14 protein-coding genes are annotated in these 19,725 nt (G+C 70.4%); 6 read left to right on the forward strand and 8 right to left on the reverse strand.

Annotation, left to right across the window (positions count from 1 at the left end; all coding sequences use genetic code 11):
- Nucleotides 1–43: 43 nt before the first annotated feature.
- On the reverse strand, nucleotides 44–1,795 hold the full coding sequence (locus HBB12_RS19385) for a redoxin domain-containing protein (RefSeq protein WP_236990844.1): 1,752 nt from the start codon (nucleotides 1,793–1,795) through the stop codon (nucleotides 44–46).
- A gap of 234 nt (nucleotides 1,796–2,029) precedes the next feature.
- Here HBB12_RS19385 and HBB12_RS19390 point away from each other — a divergent pair, with 234 nt between their 5' ends.
- The 5 genes from HBB12_RS19390 (at nucleotide 2,030) to HBB12_RS19410 (ending at nucleotide 7,112) form a co-directional block, all read left to right on the forward strand.
- Nucleotides 2,030–2,776 carry a response regulator gene (locus tag HBB12_RS19390; RefSeq protein ID WP_236990845.1) on the forward strand — a complete coding sequence of 249 codons (747 nt, stop codon included), beginning with the start codon at nucleotides 2,030–2,032 and terminating at the stop codon, nucleotides 2,774–2,776.
- A complete protein-coding gene (locus HBB12_RS19395) occupies nucleotides 2,773–4,113 on the forward strand; it encodes an ATP-binding protein (RefSeq protein ID WP_236990846.1) in 1,341 nt (446 codons plus the stop codon). The genes HBB12_RS19390 and HBB12_RS19395 overlap by 4 nt, the downstream gene beginning before the upstream one ends.
- Nucleotides 4,114–4,332: 219 nt before the next feature.
- Complete coding sequence (locus HBB12_RS19400; protein ID WP_236990847.1) at nucleotides 4,333–5,400, forward strand: alpha/beta fold hydrolase; 1,068 nt, start codon at nucleotides 4,333–4,335, stop codon at nucleotides 5,398–5,400.
- Nucleotides 5,390–5,971, forward strand: a complete 582-nt coding sequence (locus HBB12_RS19405; RefSeq protein WP_236990848.1) for a cytochrome P460 family protein — start codon at nucleotides 5,390–5,392, stop codon at nucleotides 5,969–5,971. Before HBB12_RS19400 ends, HBB12_RS19405 begins: the two co-directional genes overlap by 11 nt.
- A 109-nt stretch (nucleotides 5,972–6,080) precedes the next feature.
- Nucleotides 6,081–7,112 carry an adenylate/guanylate cyclase domain-containing protein gene (locus HBB12_RS19410; protein WP_236990849.1) on the forward strand — a complete coding sequence of 344 codons (1,032 nt, stop codon included), beginning with the start codon at nucleotides 6,081–6,083 and terminating at the stop codon, nucleotides 7,110–7,112.
- A 564-nt stretch (nucleotides 7,113–7,676) separates the two neighbouring features.
- Here HBB12_RS19410 and HBB12_RS19415 read toward each other — a convergent pair.
- Nucleotides 7,677–8,624, reverse strand: a complete 948-nt coding sequence (locus HBB12_RS19415; RefSeq protein ID WP_236990850.1) for a hypothetical protein — start codon at nucleotides 8,622–8,624, stop codon at nucleotides 7,677–7,679.
- 219 nt (nucleotides 8,625–8,843) lie between these two features.
- Here HBB12_RS19415 and HBB12_RS19420 point away from each other — a divergent pair, with 219 nt between their 5' ends.
- Nucleotides 8,844–9,464: a carboxymuconolactone decarboxylase family protein gene (locus tag HBB12_RS19420; RefSeq protein WP_236990851.1), complete on the forward strand. Its 621-nt coding sequence runs from the start codon at nucleotides 8,844–8,846 to the stop codon at nucleotides 9,462–9,464.
- A 50-nt stretch (nucleotides 9,465–9,514) separates the two neighbouring features.
- Here HBB12_RS19420 and HBB12_RS19425 read toward each other — a convergent pair whose 3' ends face one another.
- The 6 genes from HBB12_RS19425 to gltB all read right to left on the reverse strand — a co-directional run bounded on the left by HBB12_RS19425 (nucleotide 9,515) and on the right by gltB (nucleotide 19,374).
- Nucleotides 9,515–11,725 carry a TonB-dependent siderophore receptor gene (locus HBB12_RS19425; RefSeq protein ID WP_442919372.1) on the reverse strand — a complete coding sequence of 737 codons (2,211 nt, stop codon included), beginning with the start codon at nucleotides 11,723–11,725 and terminating at the stop codon, nucleotides 9,515–9,517.
- Nucleotides 11,726–12,048: 323 nt separating this feature from the next.
- Nucleotides 12,049–13,473, reverse strand: coding sequence for a glutamate synthase subunit beta (gene gltD, locus HBB12_RS19430; protein WP_236990852.1), 1,425 nt, complete (start codon nucleotides 13,471–13,473; stop codon nucleotides 12,049–12,051).
- Nucleotides 13,474–13,518: 45 nt separating this feature from the next.
- Nucleotides 13,519–14,121 carry a glutathione S-transferase family protein gene (locus HBB12_RS19435; RefSeq protein ID WP_236990853.1) on the reverse strand — a complete coding sequence of 201 codons (603 nt, stop codon included), beginning with the start codon at nucleotides 14,119–14,121 and terminating at the stop codon, nucleotides 13,519–13,521.
- Nucleotides 14,122–14,136: 15 nt separating this feature from the next.
- A complete protein-coding gene (locus tag HBB12_RS19440; protein ID WP_236990854.1) occupies nucleotides 14,137–14,427 on the reverse strand; it encodes a BrnA antitoxin family protein in 291 nt (96 codons plus the stop codon).
- Nucleotides 14,387–14,659, reverse strand: coding sequence for a BrnT family toxin (locus HBB12_RS19445; RefSeq protein ID WP_236990855.1), 273 nt, complete (start codon nucleotides 14,657–14,659; stop codon nucleotides 14,387–14,389). Before HBB12_RS19445 ends, HBB12_RS19440 begins: the two co-directional genes overlap by 41 nt.
- Before the next feature lie 23 nt (nucleotides 14,660–14,682).
- A complete protein-coding gene (gene gltB / locus HBB12_RS19450) occupies nucleotides 14,683–19,374 on the reverse strand; it encodes a glutamate synthase large subunit (protein WP_236990856.1) in 4,692 nt (1,563 codons plus the stop codon).
- Nucleotides 19,375–19,725 lie beyond the last annotated feature (351 nt).

The raw sequence follows: 19,725 nt of genomic DNA on the forward strand, positions 1-19,725 counted from the left end.
GCCGTCCCGGGCCCCGGAAGGTCCGCGATCGCCCGACGGCCTTTCAGCCGAAGGTGAAGGCGTAGACGCGGATGCCGGAGCCGTGGAAGCGGACCGCGAAGGTGCGCTCGCGAGCCGGGTCGGACTGGCGGACGAGCTGGTAGAGGCGCGTCTCGACGATCGTCCCGCCGCCGTCCGGGCCGGCATCCGTTCCGTGGTCCTCCCCCGGCGGCGCGCCGTCGAGGGTCACGTCGAAGCGCACCGGACGCCCGTCCGGCCCGGGCCCGGCGACGAGGTGGAGGTCGCGGGCGCGGAAGCGGACGGTCACGCTGCCGCCCTCCGCCGCGAGGCGCGCATGGTCCGGCTCCACGGCCCAGGTTCCGGCGAGCGACCACTGGTTCGGCCGCAGCCGGCCGGGACTATAGACGCGCGGGCCGAAGGACAGCCCCTCGGGCGAGGCGAAGGTCGCCGCCTTGTCGGAGCCGAGATAGATCTCGCCGGAGCGCAGATGGGCGAGATCGGGCGCGGCCTCGGCCCCGGCCGCCCGCGTCGGCGTCGCGCCCCGGTCGGTGGCGCGCCGTCCCGCGGCCTCGGCGAGCAGGTCCTGGATCGCGGCTTCGGACCGGGCATAGCCGCCCTCGCCGAACTGGTGGTGACGGATGCGCCCCTCCGCGTCGACGACGTAGAGGGCCGGCCAGTAGCTGTTGCGCAGGCCGCGCCAGAGCCGGAATTCGTTGTCGACCGCCACCGGATAGGGCAGCCCGTGGCGACGGATCGCGGCGGCGACGGTTCCGACATCGTGCTCGAAGGCGAATTCCGGCGCGTGGATGCCGATCACGGCAAGCCCCTGCTCGCGGTAACGCTCGGCCCAGGCCCGCAGGTACGGCAGCGTGCGGATGCAGTTGATGCAGGACGAGGTCCAGACATGGACCAGCACCACCCGGCCGCGCAGGCCCTCTTTCGTCAGCGAGCCGCCGTTGAGCCACTGCGTGGCGCCCGCGAGGTCCGGCAGGGCGCCCTCGACCGGCAGAAGACTGCGAGAGGGCTCGGCCCGGGCGGGCTCCACGCCGAGCGCCGTCAGGATCGACTCCTCGGCGGCGACGGTGCCCGCTGCGGGATAGCGTGCCAGCAGGTCCGCATCGGCCCCGAGGGCGAGTGCCGCGAGCCAGGCGAGCAGGCCGGCCCCGACGGCCCGACGGAGCCTGTCCCCGAGGCCGAGATGCCGACGCAGGACCGCGGCGAGCGGGCGGCCGAGCCGGGCGGCGCCGGCCAGGACCGTCGCGGCGCCCGCCGCATAGGTGGCGATGAGCGCCGTCGTCTGCCAGCCGGCCCCGTTCAGGGCCGCGCCGGTGAGGACGAGGCCGAGGATCGGCCCGGCGCAGGGCGTCCACAGGAGGCCCGTCGCCGCGCCGAGGCAGAGCGAGCGGAAAGGTCCCGGGATGCCGGTCCCCCTGCGCGACGATGGCGCCGCCGAAAGTCCCGCGACGGCTGCGCCCAGCCGCACGAGCGGCCGGTGGAGCCGGTCGGAGACCCGGTGCGACAGGAGCGAGACCGCGAAGGCGGCGAGCAGGCCGAAGGCGAGCAGCCGTCCGGCCGTGCCGAGCCGCGCGACGAGGCCGCCCCCGACAGCTGCGGGTCCCGCGGCCGCCGTGAAGGCGAGGCCGAGGCCGGCCAGGAACGGCAGCGTGCCGGCGACGAGCGGGCGGCCCGACCGTGCCGGGACGAAGGACACCAGGACGAAGGGCAGCACCGGGACGATGCAGGGGCTCAGCAGGGTCAGCACGCCCGCCAGGTAGGCGGCGAGGAAGAGGGTCATGACGGCTTATCCGATCCGACGCGCCGGGAAGGCCGCTTTCCTCATCAGCCCCGCATATCCCGCCTGTGTACGGCGTCCGGCCGCTTCGTATCGGTCTGTAGCGGGTGGGAGCGATCCTCCTCCGGGCGCGGCCCACCCGGCTACGTTGCGTGACACGCGCCGTCTCGCCGGCCGGCGCCGGGCCGGCTATCCCGGGCATGAGACGAGGACGCGCGGGCACGGGCCGAGGGCGGAATGGCGGAGCACATCGATCACGTCCTGATCGTCGACGACGATCGCGACATCCGCGAGCTGGTCTCCGCCTATCTCAGGAAGAACGGCCTGCGGGTGAGCGTGGCCGCCGACGGCCGCCAGATGCGGTCCTTCCTGGAGGCGGACCGGGTCGACCTCGTGGTGCTCGACATCATGATGCCGGGCGACGACGGCCTCGTCCTGTGCCGGGACTTGCGGGTGGGCAAGCACAAGGCGGTCCCGGTCCTGATGCTCACCGCCCGCAGCGACGAGACCGACCGGATCGTCGGCCTCGAGATGGGGGCCGACGATTACCTGGTGAAGCCGTTCGCCGCGCGCGAGCTGCTCGCCCGGATCAAGGCGGTCCTGCGCCGGACCCGGATGCTGCCGCCGAACCTCCAGGTGACCGAGGCCGGCCGGCTCATCGCCTTCGGAACCTGGCATCTCGACACCACGGCGCGGCACCTGGTCGACGAGGCCGGGACCGTCGTGCCGCTCAGCGGCGCCGAGTATCGGCTGCTGCGCGTGCTGGTCGACCATCCCCAGCGCGTCCTCACGCGGGACCAGCTCCTCAACCTCACGCAGGGGCGGGAGGCGGAGCTGTTCGACCGCTCGATCGATCTCCTCGTCAGCCGCCTGCGGCAGCGCCTGCGGGACGATGCCCGCGAGCCGGCCTACATCAAGACGGTGCGCAGCGAGGGCTACGTCCTCGCGGTCCCGATCACAATCGTGCAGGCGCGCGAGGCATGACGGCGCCCGTTCCCCCCCGGCGGCCTCGGCCCAGCCTCCCTCGTCCTCGGATTCCTTGGCCCCGCAGCCTGCGCGGCCGCCTCTTCGCGATCCTGCTCGCCGGCCTGCTCCTGGCGCAGGGGCTCTCCGCATCCGTCATGGTGCTGGAACGGGACCGGTCGGCCCGCGCGGTGATGCTGACGACGCTCCAGCGCGACGTCGTCGTCGCCGTCACCCTGCTCGACCGCCTGCCCGCGGCGGAGCGGCCGGGATGGCTCGCGCTCCTCGACCGGCCGACCTACGGCTTCGACCTCGGCACCGGGCTGCCGGGCGGGGCCGCGCTCACCCCGCGCCTTCGCGTCATCGCCGACGAGATTCGTCCAGCCCTGGAGCCCCGCTTCCCCGTCCGGTTCGAGGCGGTGCCGGGAGGGCGCGAACGCCTCCAGGGTCGCGTCGTCCTGTCGGACGGCGCCCCCCTCACCATCGACGTCCGCCCGGCCGCGCGGCCGATGGCCTCCTGGCTGCCGGTCGCTCTCGCCGGACAGCTCCTCCTCACCCTCGGCTGCGTCTGGCTGGCGGTGCGCCTCGCGGTGGCGCCGCTGACGCGGTTTTCCCGCGCGGCCGAGACCCTGGTGCCCGGCCGGCCGGCCGTGCCCTTCCCGGAGACGGGGCCGGACGAGCTCGCGCAAGCCGGGAAGGCCTTCAACGCGATGCAGCACCGCATCGCCCGCCATCTCGACGAGCGGGTGCGCATCCTGGCGGCGATCTCCCACGACCTGCAGACGCCGATCACCCGCATGCGGCTGCGCGTCGAGACCGGCCTCGACGGGCCGGAGCAGGACCGGCTTCTGCACGACCTCGACGGCATCGAGGCGCTGGTCCGGGAGGGGATCGCCTATGCGCGGAGCGGGCACGAGGGAATCGAGGAGCCGGCCCGCCTCGACCTGCGCGCCTTCGTCGAGAGCCTCGTCTTCGACTACCAGGATACCGGCCGGGACGTGACGGCCGAGGCGCTGCCGCCGGTCACCGCGGTGACGCGCCCGAAGGCGCTGCGGCGCATCCTCACCAACCTGATCGACAACGCGCTCCGCTATGCCGGCCGGGCCGAGCTCTCCCTCAAGGCGGGGCCTGCAGGCTTTACCATCGCGGTGCTCGACCGCGGCCCGGGCATTCCGGCCGACAAGCTCGACGACGTCCTCCTGCCCTTCGTCCGGCTGGAGGAATCGCGGAGCCGGGAAACTGGCGGGACGGGCCTCGGCCTCGCCATCGCCGACCAGCTCGCCCGGGCGATCGGCGGCAGCCTCACGCTCCAAAGCCGCGAGGGCGGGGGCCTGCGGGCGATGGTGCACCTGGACTGACCGCGTGGTCCGTCCGTATCACGGCAGGACCGTGATACATGCGCTTACAAGATCGCATGTCGCGCACACATCCGGCACACTCGCCGCCGGCTCAATGCGGACGAACGCACGGGGGCGCAATGATCCGCCAGAGCCTCCGTCCGCCATCGGGCGATGCGCCGGACCCTCGACGACGGGCCGCGCGTCGGCCCCGTGATCGTCGGGATCGGGAGCCACGACATGGAACGGATGACAGGACCGGCCCGCCGGCAACTGCTCGGGGGCCTCGGTGCCGCCCTCGCTCTCGGCGCCGCCTCGCGCATCGCGCCCGTTGCTGCGCAAGGGTCTGCCGCCGCGCAAGGGTCTGCCGCTGCGCAAGGGTCACTCCCCGGCGCGGGGTCCGGCTCCCCCGCCTTCGGCCCGCTGAAGCGGGTCCGGGCCGGGGATCTCGACATCGCCTACGCCGAGGCCGGACCGGCGGAGGGGCGGCCCGTCCTGCTCCTCCATGGCTGGCCCTACGACATCCACAGCTACGTCGAGGTCGCGCCGGTGCTGGCGGATGCGGGCTACCGGGTGCTGATCCCGTACCTGCGGGGCTACGGCGCGACCCGCTTCGTCTCGGAGGCGACGCCGCGCAACGGCCAGCAGGCGGCGCTCGCGGTGGACGCGGTCGATTTCCTCGACGCGCTCAAGATCGAGCGGGCGCTGGTGGCCGGCTACGACTGGGGCGCGCGTACCGCCTGCATCCTCGCGGCCCTGTGGCCGCAACGGTGCCGGGCCCTCGTTTCGGTCAGCGGCTACCTGATCGGCAGCCAGCAGGCCAACGCCATGCCGCTGCCGCCGAAGGCCGAGCTGCAATGGTGGTACCAGTTCTATTTCGCCACCGAGCGGGGGCGCGAGGGCTATGCCCGCTACACCCGGGACTTCGCCCGGCTGATCTGGGAACTCGCCTCGCCGCGATGGCACTTCGACGATGCCACCTTCGCCCGGTCGGCCGCGGCCTTCGAGAATCCGGACCACGTCGCGGTCTCGATCCACAACTATCGCTGGCGGCTCGGGCTGGCGCCGGGCGAGGCGCGGTACGACGCGATCGAGAGCAAGCTCGCGACCTTCCCGAGGATTGCGATTCCGACCATCACGCTCGAGGGCGACGCGAACGGTGCGCCGCATCCCGAGCCCGCCGCCTATGCCAGGAAATTCAGCGGGCCCTACGCACACCGCACCCTCACGGGCGGCATCGGGCACAACCTTCCCCAGGAGGCGCCGCGCGCCTTCGCGCAGGCCGTGGTGGACGTCGATGGCCTCTGATCCGCATAAACCCGTCCTGCTCCTCGCCGGTGCTCTCTGCCTCGCCCTGGTCGCGGCCGGGGCGGCCGGCCAGGATGCCAATGACCAGGCCAAGGAGAAGGCCAAGGACCAGGCCAAGGAGAAGGCCAAGGACCAGGCCAAGGAGAAGGCGAAGCCCGCTTCGCCGATCTACGGCGTCACCGTCCCGGACGGCTTGCGCGACTGGCGCCTGATCGCCCCGGCGCTGGAGGATGCCCCGCTGAACGAATTGCGGGCGGTGCTCGGCAACGACCTCGCGGTGGCGGCCTATCGGGACGGTACGCGGCCGTTCCCGGACGGCACGGTCCTGGTGAAGCTCGCCTGGGAACGGATGCGCTCCCCCGACTTCGAGTCGGCCACGGTCCCGGGCCGCGCCACGACGGTGCAGGTCATGGTCAAGGACTCCCGGCGCTATCCTGAGAGCGGCGGCTGGGGCTTCGGCCGCTTCGTCGACGGCCAGCCGGTCGACGCGGGCCAGCACGAGACCTGCTTTGCCTGCCACGAGGCGCGGGTGAGTGACCGCGACTTCGTCTTCACCCGCTATGCCCGATGACGGTCCGACGCTCGGGCGGCGAGGGCGTCGCCGAGAATCGGGATCCCGGAGGGAGTGGTTCGCGACGATCGATGCTATGACGGCCGGGTCGGGCGATGTGCGGACCACGATGCTGACCCTCCGAGCCGGATTCTGGATCCTGGCGCCCGTCGCAGGCGCGCTGGCGGGCCTCGTCTACGGCCTTGCCTTCGACATCGAACCGCTGGTCTCCGCCATGCGCGGCGCGTTCATCGGGGCGCCCGTCCTGCTCTACGAGCGCGGCGTGCTCCTGCGGCGCTGGCGCGACCTGATCCGCCGGGCCGCGACGCCGGTCTTCGGCCTGGCGACGCTCGCGACCTATATCGGCATGATCGTGCTCGGCAACGCGGTCGCCGGCACCATTCTCCACCGCGGCTTCGGCTACATGGCGAATGCCCAGGTGGCGATGCGGATGTCCGAGACCGGCTTCGCCTACGCCCTCGGCATCTCGGCGCTCGCCACCTTCGTCCTGCGCGTGCGCGACCTGATGGGCCCGCGGGTCTTCGCCAGCCTCCTCGTCGGCCGCTACCACCGGGCGATCACCGAGGAGCGCATCTTCCTGTTCCTCGACGTGGCCGGCTCGACGCGCTTCGCCGAGGAGCACGGCGACCTGGCCGCCCAGGTCTGGCTCGGGGCGATCTTCGCCGCTTTGGCCGCGCCGGTGCGCCGCTCGCAGGGCTCGATCGACGATTACATCGGCGACATGGCGCTGGTGAGCTGGTCGATGGATCGCGGTCTGCGGAATGCGGCCTGCCTGGACTGCGTGTTCGATTTCCTGCGCCTCGTCGAGGCGGATGCCGAACGCTGGACCGCCCGGTTCGGCCAGGTCCCGACCTTCCGCGCCGCCATCCATTGCGGCCCCGTCGTGACGGCGGAGATCGGGTTGGAGCGGCGCAAGATCGCGTATTTCGGCGACACGCTGAACACGACGAGCCGGCTCGAAGGGCTGGCGAAGGAACTCGGCGCCGGGATCGTCGTCTCGGGCGATCTGCTCGACAGACTGGCCGAGCTGCCCCCGCACATGATCGTCTCCGATCTCGGCCTGCGCCCCTTGCGCGGCCGCAAGGAGCCGCTGCGGATCGCGGCGGTCCGTACCCGTGAAAGAGTGGGGAGCGGCCTGTAGGGTGGGGTTCAGGAGCCCTGCGTGCAGGGCCGTTCGGGAGAATGCGCGGGAGAAACAGAAGGCGCCGGTTTCCTCCTCTCCCCGCGGGCGGGGCTATGGCATTCTCACCTCTCGGTCGGAGTGATACGAAATCCGGAAGATCACTTCCGGATTTCGTATCATCAACCCGCGCGGTGAAGCCGTAGGCTTCACACGCCTGAGCGATGCCGCTTTCCGCATCGCAAAGCGATCAATCGGAAAGCGTATGATACCAACGGTCGTCGAAAGCGACCTTTGGTACCGTTCTCGAATTTTCGCCAAGCCCGAGGTCCCGGACTTCTGGGCGTGGTGTCGACAATTCGAGATGGGTCGACGGCCCCGTCGATCTCGGGCTTGCCCGAGATCGAAGCGATGCGTCAGCATCGTGGGCCGTTGGTATGACCCGTGCCGCGGATGCATCACCGCGGGCGAGCGCGACGCGCGTTGAGCAGACTTGCGTTGGCAGGCCAACGCTTCGTCCGCTTAGGTTCTTGGTCTGTCGCAGATTTTTGTCGTGAAACCGGCCGCCACTTTTGCGAAATCTGCTTAGTCCTTCGCCGGCTCGTCCTTACCCGGAACCTGAGTGATGCCGCCGATCACCCGGACCGGGCGGTTTCCCTCGGGCGGGGTCTTCCAGCCGCCGTCCTTGGCCTCCGCCGGCTTCGGCGGCGCGGCCTCGGCCGCCTTGGCGGGCGGAGCGGCCGGCTTCGCGGCGGGCTGCGGCGCCAGGGGCGGGACGAGGGCCGAGGGGGTCTCGATCTTCTCCGGCGGCTTGGTGCGGGCGGCGGTCTTGCGGGGCGCCTCGTGCTTGGCGCCCTCGGGGGCAACGCTCTCCCGGCGCGGCGCCGCGCCGGTGCGGGCGGCCGGGCTGTCGGGATTGAGGCCCATCGGGTTCGGTCCGGCGGCGCGCGGCATGCGCGGGGAGGGCGCTTCGGCCGGCGGCACGGCCTGGAGATCCTGCGGCGGCTGCGGACGGGCGGCGACGCGGCGCTCCTCCGGCCGGCGCTCGACCGGCGGCAGCGGCTCGGCCCGGGAGAGCGGCACGGGGGCGTAGGTCCCGCCGTCGCGCCAGGCGTTGTCGCGCCGGGGAGGTTCGCGGAACGCGTCGTCCCGCGGCCAGGGCTGGCGCGCCTCGGCCTCGGTCCAGCCGTAGCCCGGCCGCCGGCCGCCCGGGACCGTGCCGGGGGGAATCAGCGGCGCCTCCAGGCGCTCGCGGTCGAGGATGCGGCCGGTGCGGGCATCCACGACCAGCTGCACCCGGTTGCCCCAGGGGCTGTCGGCCTCGACCCGGTAGGTCTCGCCGTCGAAGCGCGGATGAGTCATGCCGGTGAAGCCGGCCCGGCCGAGGCGGAAGATCACCGCCCGCGGCGGCAGGATCACGGCGTCCTCGTCCTCGACGGTGAAGCCGTAGCCCTGCGCCCGCGCAGGACCGGTCGGCACCGCTCCCGCGAGCAGCGTGGCGGCGAGCGCAGCCATGAGCGCCGCGCCCGTCACGGACCGCTTATCCGTCTTCGACGGCAGTGCAGTCATCGTCCCGCATTCCCTTGTTTCCGGGGTCGTGTCGGGGGGTGAGCCCCGCATTCCCCTCGTGCTCGGACAAAGTTCTGTTAACCGTGGGAATGAGGCGGGATTGCGGGAGCGGGGCCGTCGTGGGCATCGCCTTTCGGGTAAAGGACTGACAGGCGACCGATCGCCCGTCCCGGAGACCCCACCATGTCGCGTCTGCTGCCCGCCTGCCTCGCCGCCCTCCTGCTTGTGCCCGGCGTCGCCCGTGCCGAGGACAGGCTGCCGACGATCCCGCCGGCCCAGTACAGCCCGGAGCAGAAGCAGGCCGCGGAGGCCTTCGAGGCCACCCGCAAGACCCCGGTCTTCGGGCCGTTCGAGCCGCTGATGCACTCGCCCGAGGTGATGAGCCTCGCCCGCTCGATGGGCGACTACCTGCGCTACAAGCCGAAGATCGGCACCACGCTCTCGGAACTCGTCATCCTGGTCAATGCCCGTCACTGGACGCAGGATTACGAGTGGTACGTCCACGCGCCGATCGCCAAGAAGGTCGGCATCGCGCCGGAGACCATCGCGGCGATCCGCGACGGCCGGCGCCCGACCGGCCTGCCGGAGGACCAGGAGACGGCTTACGACTTCACCGCCGAGCTGTTGCAGAACAAGCGGGTCTCGGACGCGACCTTCGCCCGGGCCGAAAAGCTCTTCGGCAAGCCGGGCGTCGTCGATCTCACGGCGGTGAGCGGCTACTACACCTTCCTGGCGATGGAGCTGAACGTCGCTCGCTATCCGCTGCCGAAGGACGGCACGCCGCTGCCGCGCCTGCCGGAGTGAGCCTGACCGGGGATCGGCCACGGCCGGCCGATCACCCGGACGCGGGACCGCTACATCCGCGCCGTGAGCGTCGCGAGAACCGAGAACGGCGCCCCCGGGATGTTGTTGAACTGGTTGAACGGCGCCTCGATGTACCGGGCGTCGGTCAGGTTCTTCAGGTTCAGCGAGAACCGGGCGTGCTCGTTGAGGTCGTAGAAGACCGCGGCGTCGACGCGGGTATAGGCACCGACCTTGTAGGTGTTGGTGATGTCGCCGAAGCGCGAGCCGACATGGGTCACGCCGGCACCGATTCCGAGCCCGCGCCAGGGCCCTTCCTGGACCTGGTAGGTGGTCCAGACGCTGCCGCTGACCTGAGGCGCACCGTCGAGGCGGTTGCCGACCGGAATGGTGGTGTCGCGCGTCACCCGGGCATCGGTGTAGCCGATGCCGCCGATGACCTTCCAGCCCGGCAGGATCGTGCCGGCGAGGTCCGCCTCGACGCCCTTCGAGCGCTGCTGCCCGGTGATGATCGAGAAGCCGCTATTGACTGGATCGTTGGCCGAGACGTTGTTGCGGGTGATGTCGAACACCGAGGCGGTCAGGCTCAGGTCGGGCGAGAGGTCGAAGCGGGTCCCGACTTCGATCTGCTCGCCGGTCTCCGGCGGCGGGTTGGCGACGCCGAGGACGTTCGCCGTCTGCGGCTTGAACGAGGTCGTGTAGCTCGCGTAGAGCGCCAGCGGCTCGGCCACCCGGTAGATCAAGCCGACCCGCGGCGAGATGCCGGAGAGTTCCTGCTCCGGCGGGATCGTGCGCGAGGTCGGCGTGCGGCTGAAATAGAACTGGTTGCCGGTGTCGTAGCGCACCCCGAGCAGCAATTGCAGCCCGTAGCCGAGCTCGATCTGATCCTGGGCGTAGAGCCCGGTCAGCTCGTTCTTCTGCTTCAGGTCGCTCTGCAGCGACAGCGCCCCCGGCAGGGCCAGGCCCGGGACCGGGTCGAAGAAGCTCACCGAGGCGAGCGGCCCCTGCGTGGTGACGGCCCGCCGGTAGCCGTTGAAGTACTCGATGCCGACGAGTGCGGTGTGGCGCAGGCCCAGGAAGTCGAACTTGGCCACCAGCTCGGTCTGGCTGTCGACGGACGCGTAGGTCGAGGTGGCGGCGGTGGTGCGGCGCTGGACCGTGAGGCCGTTCGCCGAGAGGCCGGTGGCGCGGGACGCGAATGCGTCGAAGCTGCCGCTCTGGGCGTTCAGCACCTGGCGCAAAGTCAGGTTCTCGCTGAAGTCGTGCTCGATCTTCAGCGTGCCGAAATTGGCGTTGGCGTTGTAGCGCGAGAACGGCTCGCCGTAATAACGCGAGATGTTGTCGAGCGGCACCCGGCCGTTCCGGGTGATCAATCCCTCGTCATAGACCGTGTCCTGCCGGGTGAACTCGCCGATGAACGAGACCCGGGTATCCGGGCTCGGGTTCCAGGTGATGGCGGGCGCGGCGAAGAAGCGGGAATTGTCGCGGCCGGCGAGATCGCGGAACGTCGGGTCGACCTGCGTCGCGACGCTGAGGCGGGCGGCGAGCCCGTCGGCGCCCGGCACCGGGCCGGAGACCGAGCCCTGCACCCGCCGGAAGCCGAAGCTGCCGCCCTGGATGCTGGCATCCGCCGTCGGCACCAGGCTCGGCTGGCGGGTGACGATGTTGATGACGCCGCCCGGATCGCCGCGGCCGTACAGCACCGAGGCCGGGCCCTTCAGCACCTCGATCCGCTCGACATCGGCGAGGTCGCGCTGGACCGGATAGAAGTTGCTGGCCTGGTTCATGAACACGCCGTCGATGGCGTAGGTCTGGGTCCGGAAGCCGCGGATGATGAAGGTGTCGCTGCGGCCCTGGATCGTGCCGCCCGGCTGCACGTTGCTGACGTTGAACAGCGCGTCGGCGAGCCGCGTCTCGGCACGGTCGACGATCACCTCGCGCGGCACGACGTTGACGGTCTGGGGCAGGTCGCGGAGCGCCGTGTCGGTCTTGGTGGCGGTGGCGCTGCGGGTCGCGCGGTAGCCCTGAACCGGACCGGTCGCGGTCTCCCGGAAGGCCGGCGCGCCGGCCACCGTGATCGTGTCGAGGGCGATGGCTTCGCCGGATTCCTGCGCGTCCGCTCCCCCGGCCGCGAGGATCGGCGCCACCCCCGCGAGCAGCGCGAGGAACAGCGGCGACCGGCGCCGGACCGCGGGGCAGGGGGGTGAGCGCACGGGGACCTCGGGTGGAAGGAATGGCTTCCTGCGGCGTAATCGCCCGGTCAGCGGCAATCAATCGCCTCATCCCGCTAAGGTCTGGAACGATTCCAGGGCCGGTCGCAATCGTCCGTCCTGTTGCCTTTGCGCATCTTCCGCAATGTTCGTCATGGGGCGGAAGCGGTGGACAACTCGGCCTCCACTGCATAAATTAGAATAGATACAAAAAGAACCGAGGACTTGCACGCCATCGGGCCTCGACATCCCACCGCCCCGGTTCCGCCCGGCCTGGGACCCGAACGAAAGCGGGACCCGCCCCGGAAGGAGCGGATCCCGCATGTCGTCGATGACAATCCGGACCGGCGGGGAAGCGCCCCGCCGCCGACCCCCGTTCAGAGCGGCAGGGTCGTCGCGCCCATCAGCGCCTCGTCGATCGAGCGTGCGGCCTGCCGGCCCTCGCGGATCGCCCACACCACCAGGGACTGGCCGCGGCGCATGTCGCCGGCGACCCACACCTTGTCGGTCGAGGTGCGGTACTGAGTGTCGTCGGCCTGGACGTTGCCGCGCTTGTCGCGGGCGACGCCCGATTCCTCGATCAAGCCCTGGGCCACCGGGCCGGCGAAGCCGATCGCCATGAAGACGAGGTCGGCGGGCAGCAGGAACTCGGAGCCGGGAACCGGCTTGCGGGCCTCGTCGACCCGGGCGCAGACGACGCCCTTCACCTTGCCCTTCTTGCCCTCGATGCGCAGCGTCGCGGCCTGGAACTCGCGCTCGGCGCCCTCCGCCTGGCTCGACGAGGTGCGCATCTTGGTCGCCCAGTACGGCCACACGGTCAGCTTGTCCTCGCGCTCCGGCGGGCGCGGGCGGATGTCGAGCTGGGTGACCGAGAGGGCGCCCTGGCGGAAGGCGGTGCCGACGCAATCCGACGCGGTGTCGCCGCCGCCGATGACGACGACGTTCTTGCCGGCGGCGAGGATCGGCTCCTCGGCCGTGGGCGCCTCGTGACCGACGCGGCGGTTCGACTGGACGAGGTAGGGCATGGCGAAATGCACGCCCTCGAGCTCCTGGCCCGGCAGGCCGGGATCGCGCGGGGCCTCGGCGCCGCCGGCGAACAGCACGGCGTCGAACTCGTCGTGCAGGCTGGCGAAGGAGCGGGTGACCCCGACATTGACGCCGTAATGGAACTGCACGCCCTCGGCCTCCATCTGCCGCACCCGGCGGTCGATGTGGCGCTTCTCCATCTTGAAGTCGGGGATGCCGTAGCGGAGCAGGCCGCCGGCCTTCGGCTCGCGCTCGAAGACGTGGACGTCGTGGCCGACGCGGGCGAGCTGCTGGGCCGCTGCGAGGCCGGCCGGGCCCGAGCCGATGATCGCGACCCGCTTGCCGGTCTTCACCGCGGCCGGCTCGGGCACGACCCAGCCCATGCTCCAGGCCTTGTCGGCGATCGCCTGCTCGATGGTCTTGATCGCGACCGGCTGGTTCTCGAGGTTGAGGGTGCAAGCCTCCTCGCACGGCGCCGGGCAGATGCGGCCGGTGAATTCCGGAAAGTTGTTGGTGGAGTGCAGGTTGCGCGCCGCCTCCTCCCAGTCCGCATTGAAGACGAGGTCGTTCCAGTCCGGGATCTGGTTGTGGACCGGGCAGCCGGTCGGGCCGTGGCAGAACGGGATGCCGCAATCCATGCAGCGCGCCGCCTGCTTCTTCAGGTCGTGCTCGTCGAGCGGCAGGGTGAATTCGAGGAAGTGGCGCACGCGGTCGGCCGCGAGCTGATACTTCTGCTCCTGCCGGTCGAATTCGAGGAAGCCTGTGACCTTGCCCATCGGTGAAGTGCTCAGTTCATGAAGTGATCGGGCCGACGGTGGGTCTCAAGCGACCCCGGCGACGGTGGCGGATGTGGGGAGCGCATCCCCGCAGCGGGTGAGCCAGGCCCGGATGGCGGGCCGGGCCGAGAGATCGAATCCGCCCTCGTCGGCGAATTGCGTATAGGCGAAGAGTGCGACATCCGCGATGCTGACCGCACTCCCGACGAACCAGTCGGCGGCGGTCAAGTGTCGCTCCATCCGGTCGAGGGCGGCTTCGCCCCCGGCGACCTTCTTCGGGTCGCGGGTCTCGGCCGGTTCGCCCTCGTAGCGCATGTGGAAGCGGCAGACCGCGATGGTCGGCTCGTGGCTGTACTGTTCCCAGAACAGCCATTCGTCGATCTTCGCTTGGGTCCAAGCGTCGTCCGGAAGCAGGGCGGAGCCGCGGGCGAGGTATCGGATGATCGCGTTCGACTGGGCGAGCATCCGCCGGTCCGGGAACTCGACGCCCGGGACCTGGCCGGCGGGGAAGCGGGCCAGATATTCGGGCGTGCGGCTCTCACCCTTCATGATGTCGACCGGGATCCAGTCATAGGCGAGCCCGAGGTGATCGGCGACGTACCGCACCTTCAGGCAGTTGCCCGACATCATGTCGCCGTAGACCTTCACCTCTGGGAGCTCCCTTTACTCAGTGTCATGAAGGCTGTCGTGCCGTCTCAGCCATTGCCGTAACGCCGTATCGAGAACCATCTCCCAATTATCCCCGAAGGCACGGAAGCGATCGACCAGCTCGACCGGCAGCGATACGGTTTCGAGTCGACCGCTCTCGCCGGCGTGACGGCCGCGGCGGATCAGCCTGCCGCCTTCGTAGTGGAAGGCGCGCTCGGCCATCTCATCGGTGAGTTCCGGCGCGTCGTCCGGGTCGTGCCAGGTCTCACCCGAGGAGGTGAGCGTATCGTGCTTGCTCGCGCTCATTGGCCTTCCTCATGCTGATGATTCGCCGGTCGCTTCCGCGGTCGGTCCACACGACGACAACCATGCGGCCGTCGAGACGGCCATAGGTCAGCGTGCGTACCTCTCCGTAGTCTGCCCGCGTATCCTCGACCTCGAACACGCGGCCGGCAAATACCTCCTCACAACGCGCGAAGTCCAAGCCCCGCTCATGCAGGGTCCGCTCCCGCTTGGCCGGGTCGTAGACGAGTGTCACGGCCCGGCCTCACGGATGCGTCGTTACTCCGCCGCCACCGGCATCCGGGCCCGCTCCATCTCGCGCAACGCCCGCCGGTACTCGACCGGCATCACCTTCACGAACTTGGTGCGGTAGGTCTCCCAGTTGTCGATGATCGCCTTGGCGCGCACCGAGCCGGTATACTTCAGGTGGTTGTTGATCAGCCCGACCAGGCGCGCCTCGTCGTGGCCCGACATGTCGGCCAGGATGTCGATGCGCCCCTTGGTCTCCAGGTCGCCGTCCTGGTGGAAGCGGCGCATGAACTCGTCCTCCTCCTCGACCGGCTCGAGATCGACCATCGACAGGTTGCAGCGCTTGGCGAACGACCCGTCCTCGTCGAGAACGTAGGCGATGCCGCCCGACATGCCGGCCGCGAAGTTGCGCCCGGTCTCGCCGATCGACACGACGACGCCGCCGGTCATGTACTCGCAGCCATGGTCGCCCATGCCCTCGACCACCGCGATGGCGCCCGAGTTGCGGACCGCGAAGCGCTCGCCGGCGGCACCGCGGATATAGGCCTCGCCGGCAATCGCGCCGTACAGCACCGTGTTGCCGACCATGATGGTGCGATCCGACGGCGAGCCCAGCGCATCCGAGGGCCGGATGATCAGCTTGCCGCCCGACAGGCCCTTGCCGACATAGTCGTTGGCATGGCCGGTGAGGCTGAGCGTCACGCCGGCGGCAAGCCAGGCGCCGAAGCTCTGGCCGGCGGTGCCGGTGAGCTTCACCGTCAGGGTGTCGTCCGGCAGGCCCTCGTGGCCGTGCGCCTTGGCGACCAGGCCCGAGAGCATCGCGCCCGCGGCCCGGTCGGAGTTGCGGATCGTGTCCTCGACGGTCACCGCGACACCGGTCTCGATCGCGTCGCCGACGGCCGCGATGAGGCGACGGTCGAGGACCTGGTCGATCGGGTGCTTCTGGGTCTCGACGTGACGGAGCGCCACCGTCTCCGGCACGTCCGGCTTGTGGAACAGCCGGGTGAAATCGAGGCCCTTGGCCTTCCAGTGCGAGATGGCAGCCAGCTTGTCGAGGTATTCCGACCGGCCGATCAGGTCGTCGAGCTTGGTGACGCCGAGCGACGCCATCAGCTCGCGCACCTCTTCCGCCACGAAGAAGAAGTAGTTGATGACGTGCTCAGGGGTGCCCTTGAAGCGCTTGCGCAGCACGGGATCCTGCGTCGCGACGCCGACCGGGCAGGTGTTGAGGTGGCACTTGCGCATCATGATGCAGCCGGCCGCGATGAGCGGCGCGGTCGAGAAGCCGAACTGGTCGGCGCCGAGCAACGCCGCGATCAGCACGTCCCGGCCGGTGCGGATGCCGCCATCGGCCTGGAGCGCGACCCGGCCGCGCAGGTGGTTGAGCACCAGGGTCTGCTGGGTCTCGGCCAGCCCGATCTCCCAGGGGCCACCCGCATGCTTGATCGAGGTCAGCGGCGCCGCGCCGGTGCCGCCGTCGAACCCTGAGATGGTGATGTGGTCCGCGCGCGCCTTGGCGACGCCGGCCGCCACCGTGCCGACGCCGACCTCCGCCACCAGCTTGACCGACACGTCGGCCGCCGGGTTGACGTTCTTGAGGTCGAAGATCAGCTGGGCCAGATCCTCGATCGAGTAGATGTCGTGGTGCGGCGGCGGCGAGATCAGGCCGACGCCCGGGGTCGAGTGGCGGACCTTGGCGATCTTGGCGTCGACCTTGTGGCCGGGCAGCTGGCCGCCCTCGCCGGGCTTGGCCCCTTGCGCCACCTTGATCTGCATCATGTCGGCGTTGACGAGATAGTCCGTCGTGACGCCGAAGCGGCCCGACGCCACCTGCTTGATCGCCGAGCGCCGCGAGCGGCCGTCCGGCAGCGGCTTGAAGCGCTCGCGCTCCTCGCCGCCCTCGCCCGAGTTCGAGCGGCCGCCGAAGGAGTTGACGGCGATCGCCAGGGTCTCGTGCGCCTCCTTGGAGATCGAGCCGTAGGACATCGCACCGGTGGCGAAGCGCTTGACGATCTCGACCGCCGGCTCGACCGCGTCGATCTCGACCGGGGTCCGGCCGAGTTCCGCCGCGCTCTTGATCCGGAACAGGCCGCGGATCGTCTTGAGGTGGTTCTCCTGCTCGTTCACCATCTTGGCGAAGGCCCGGTAGCGGTCGGGCAGGTTGAGCCGGACCGCGTGCTGGAGCGTCGCGACAGTATCGGGCGTCCAGGTATGGGCCTCGCCGCGCAGGCGGTAGGCGTATTCGCCGCCGACATCGAGGGCGGTGCGATAGACCGGCGCGTCGCCGAAGGCGTCGCGGTGGCGGCGCACCGTCTCCTCGGCGACCTCCGCCATGCCGACACCTTCGATGGTGGTCGCCGTGCCGAAGAAGTCACGCGCGACGAAGGCCGAGTTGAGGCCGATCGCGTCGAAGATCTGCGCGCCGCAATAGGACTGGTACGTCGAGATGCCCATCTTGGACATCACCTTGAGCAGGCCCTTGTCGATCGACTTGATGTAGCGATAGACGATCTCGTCGTCGGTGAGTTCCGGCGGCAGCTCGTCCTTCATCGCGATCAGCGTCTCGAAGGCGAGATAGGGGTTGATCGCCTCGGCGCCGTAGCCGGCGAGACACGCGAAGTGATGCACCTCGCGCGGCTCACCCGACTCGATCACGAGCCCGACCGAGGTGCGAAGCCCCTTGCGGATCAGGTAGTTGTGGACAGCCGCCGTGGCGAGCAGCGCGGGAATCGGAATCCGGTCCGGGCCGACGGCGCGGTCGGACAGCACGATGATGTTGTAGCCGCCGCGCACCGCCGCCTCGGCGCGGTCGCAGAGACGGTCCAGCGCGCCCTCCATCGCCTGCGCGCCGGTCTCGGCCGGATAGGTGATGTCCAGGGTCTTGGTGTCGAAACGGTCCTCGAAATGGCCGATGCAGCGGATCTTCTCCAGGTCCGCATTGGTCAGGATCGGCTGGCGCACTTCGAGGCGCTTCTTGCGCGAGGTCCCCTCGAGGTCGAGGATGTTCGGCCGCGGCCCGATGAACGAGACGAGGCTCATCACGGCCTCCTCGCGGATCGGGTCGATCGGCGGGTTGGTCACCTGCGCGAAGTTCTGCTTGAAGTAGGTGTAGAGGAGCTTGGGCTTGTCGGAGAGCGCCGAGAGCGGCGTGTCCGAGCCCATCGAGCCGACCGCCTCCTGGCCGGTCACGGCCATCGGCTGCATCAGGAGCTTCAGGTCTTCCTGGGTGTAGCCGAAGGCCTGCTGGCGATCGAGCAGCGACACGTCGGTGCGCGACTCGCGCGGCTGCACCGGGCGCAGGTCCTCGAGCACGATCTGGGTGCGCTTCAGCCACTCCTTGTAGGGGTGGGCGGCGGCGAGCTCGTTCTTGATCTCCTCGTTGGAGACGATGCGGCCCTTCTCGAGGTCGATCAGCAGCATCCGGCCCGGCTGGAGGCGCCAGGACGAGACGATCTTCTCGTCCGGGATCGGCAGCACGCCCATCTCGGAGGCGAGCACGACGAGCCCGTCATCGGTGACGAGGTAGCGGGCGGGGCGCAAGCCGTTGCGGTCGAGGGTGGCGCCGATCTGGCGGCCGTCGGTGAAGCAGAGCGCGGCCGGGCCGTCCCACGGCTCCATCAGGGCAGCGTGGTACTCGTAGAAGGCGCGCTGCTCCTCGCTCATCAGCGGATTGCCGGCCCAGGCCTCGGGCACCAGCATCATCATCGCGTGGGCGAGCGGGTAGCCGCCCTGGACGAGGAACTCGAGCGCGTTGTCGAAGCAGGCGGTGTCCGACTGGCCCTCGTAGGAGATCGGCCAGAGCTTCGAGATGTCGTTGCCGAACAGGTCCGAATCGACGCTGGCCTGGCGCGCCGCCATCCAGTTCACGTTGCCGCGCAGCGTGTTGATCTCGCCGTTATGGGCGACCATCCGGTAGGGGTGCGACAGGCGCCAGGTCGGGAAGGTGTTGGTGGCGAAGCGCTGGTGCACCAGCGCGAGCGCCGAGACGAAGCGCTCGTCCTTCAGGTCGAGGTAGTAGTGGCCGAGCTGGTTCACCAGCACCATGCCCTTGTAGACGATGGTGCGCGAGGACAGGGAGACCGGGTAGAACTCCTTCAGCCGCTCGTCCTTGAGGGTGTAGACGGCGTTCGAGATCACCTTGCGGACGAGGAACAGCCGGCGCTCGAAGGCGTCCTGGTCGGCGCTCGACGCCGGGCGGCCGATGAACACCTGGCGGTGGCGCGGCTCACTGGCCTTCACGCTCTCGCCGAGGTCGCTCGGGTCGACCGGCACGTCGCGCCAGCCGAGCAGGCTCAGGCCCTCGTCGGCGATCGCCTTCTCGACGATCTTCTCGACGAGCCGGAAGCCCTCCTCGTCCCGCGGCATGTAGAGCTGGCCGACGCCGTAATGGCCGGCCTCCGGCAGCTTGATGCCGAGGCGCTCGGCCTCCGCCGCGAAAAAGCCGTGCGGGACCTGCACCAGGATGCCGCAGCCGTCGCCCATCTTCGGATCGGCGCCGACGGCGCCGCGATGGTCGAGGTTCTCCAGGATCTGGAGGCCCTGCTGGACGATGGCGTGGGTCTGGCGGTTGTGCATGTCGGCGATGAAGCCGACGCCGCAGGCATCCTTCTCGTTGCCCGGGTTGTAGAGGCCCTGGCGCGCCGGCAGGGCCGGATCGCGCACGACGAGGGCGGGGACCGCCTGCCCGCGGGAGGGGTGCTGGGACTGGTCCGTGCCGCTCATGGTCTGGTCTCCCAAGGTCCGGTCGTCGTGGCGAGGCGCGCGGGCGCGCTCGATGAGGGTCGAGAAGGGCCGGACGCGCCGGCCGTCGAAAGGGTCTCCTGCCGCAAGGACAGGCATCCTGCCTCGGCGGCAGGCTATCCCACCGTCACCGGTGGGCGAAGTGGCGCGGACGGCCGCAGGGCCTCCGCCGGCATGCGGGCCGAGGGCCCGGCCGCTGCCTTATCGTTCTTCAGCCGCGGGAGGGTCGGTCGCGTCTCGCGAAGGGAGCGCCCGCACCTCGCGAGCGCCCGGCAGGCCTGGTTTCAGGCCGCGTGCGCCCGCACCGCCCGAATGGCGGCGCGTTTGGTATCT

This window comes from Methylobacterium sp. SyP6R, assembly GCF_019216885.1.
In the GTDB taxonomy this organism is placed as follows: domain Bacteria; phylum Pseudomonadota; class Alphaproteobacteria; order Rhizobiales; family Beijerinckiaceae; genus Methylobacterium.

Bases quoted from the DNA above. Each gene is read 5' to 3' on its own strand.
- HBB12_RS19385 (WP_236990844.1), bottom strand. From the start codon at position 1,795: ATGACCCTCTTCCTCGCCGCCTACCTGGCGGGCGTGCTGACCCTGCTG.
- HBB12_RS19390 (WP_236990845.1), top strand. From the start codon at position 2,030: ATGGCGGAGCACATCGATCACGTCCTGATCGTCGACGACGATCGCGAC.
- HBB12_RS19395 (WP_236990846.1), top strand. From the start codon at position 2,773: ATGACGGCGCCCGTTCCCCCCCGGCGGCCTCGGCCCAGCCTCCCTCGT.
- HBB12_RS19400 (WP_236990847.1), top strand. From the start codon at position 4,333: ATGGAACGGATGACAGGACCGGCCCGCCGGCAACTGCTCGGGGGCCTC.
- HBB12_RS19405 (WP_236990848.1), top strand. From the start codon at position 5,390: ATGGCCTCTGATCCGCATAAACCCGTCCTGCTCCTCGCCGGTGCTCTC.
- HBB12_RS19410 (WP_236990849.1), top strand. From the start codon at position 6,081: ATGCTGACCCTCCGAGCCGGATTCTGGATCCTGGCGCCCGTCGCAGGC.
- HBB12_RS19420 (WP_236990851.1), top strand. From the start codon at position 8,844: ATGTCGCGTCTGCTGCCCGCCTGCCTCGCCGCCCTCCTGCTTGTGCCC.
- gltD (WP_236990852.1), bottom strand. From the start codon at position 13,473: ATGGGCAAGGTCACAGGCTTCCTCGAATTCGACCGGCAGGAGCAGAAG.
- HBB12_RS19440 (WP_236990854.1), bottom strand. From the start codon at position 14,427: ATGAGCGCGAGCAAGCACGATACGCTCACCTCCTCGGGTGAGACCTGG.
- gltB (WP_236990856.1), bottom strand. From the start codon at position 19,374: ATGAGCGGCACGGACCAGTCCCAGCACCCCTCCCGCGGGCAGGCGGTC.